Annotated in this window: 1 protein-coding gene; it reads right to left on the reverse strand. The window is 47.5% G+C overall.

Going from position 1 to position 1,302, the window contains the following annotated elements; translation table 11 throughout:
• A partial coding sequence (locus tag QWZ04_RS07725) for a cadherin-like domain-containing protein (RefSeq protein WP_290326634.1) occupies positions 1-1,302 on the reverse strand: 1,302 nt, incomplete at both ends.

A 1,302-nucleotide genomic window follows, 5' to 3' on the forward strand; every position in this document is an offset into this window, starting at 1 on the left:
CATCGGTAACCGTCACAGGCACAACAATATCTAGCGTTTCGTCTTTTGATAAGCTGTCGTAGCTAGAAGCATCAAAACTGTAGGTTCCATTAGAGTTAAACGTTAACCCTGTGGCTGTCGATGTCGTTGAGAATGTGAGGTTACTGCTTGATGGCAGATCAACATCCGATGCCGTGACAACACCCGTTAAATTCGAATCTTCAAGCACATCAGCGCTGGCGATGTTAGCGACCGGATCGTCATTTGTGCCCGTAATGGTAATGGTCAATGTTGTGGTGTCTGTCCCACCAACTTCATCGGTAACCGTCACAGGTACGACGATATCTAATGTTTCGTCTTTGGATAAACTGTCGTAACTAGACGCATCAAATGTATAGGATCCATCAGAATTGAGCGTTAACCCTGTAGCCGTACTGGTGGTAGTAAAACTCAGCGAGCTACCAGAAGGTAAATCAACGTCCGTTGCCGCGAGTTGACCAGATATACTGGTATCTTCAGTCACCGCATCGATTTTTGATACAGCGACCGGATCGTCATTTGTCCCAATGACAGTAATGGTCAGTGTTGTGGTGTCTGTCCCGCCAACTTCATCGGTAACCGTCACAGGCACAACAATATCGAGCGTTTCGTCTTTGGATAAGCTGTCGTAGCTAGATGCATCAAAACTGTAGGTTCCATTAGAGTTAAACGTTAACCCTGTGGCTGTCGATGTCGTTGAGAATGTGAGGTTACTGCTTGATGGCAGATCAACATCCGATGCCGTGACAACACCCGTTAAATTCGAATCTTCAAGCACATCAGCGCTGGCGATGTTAGCGACCGGATCGTCGTTTGTGCCCGTAATGGTAATCGTCAACGTTGTGGTGTCTGTCCCGCCGACTTCATCGGTAACCGTCACAGGCACGACAATATCAAGCGTTTCGTCTTTGGATAAGCTGTCGTAGCTAGACCCATCAAAAGTATAGGATCCATCAGAATTGAGCGTTAACCCTGTAGCCGTACTGGTGGTAGTAAAACTCAGCGAGCTACCAGAAGGTAAATCAACGTCCGTTGCCGCGAGTTGGCCAGATATACTGGCGTCTTCAGCCATCGCATCGGTTTTTGATACGGCAACCGGATCGTCATTGGTCCCAGTGACAGTAATGGTTAATGTTGTGGTGTCTGTCCCGCCAACTTCATCGGTAACCGTCACAGGTACGACGATATCTAGCGTTTCGTCTTTGGATAAACTGTCGTAGCTAGACGCATCAAAACTATAGGTCCCATCAGAGTTAAACGTTAATCCTGAGGCTGTCGATGTCG

Source organism: Vibrio tapetis subsp. quintayensis (assembly GCF_030409945.1).
GTDB classification, from domain to species: domain Bacteria; phylum Pseudomonadota; class Gammaproteobacteria; order Enterobacterales; family Vibrionaceae; genus Vibrio; species Vibrio quintayensis.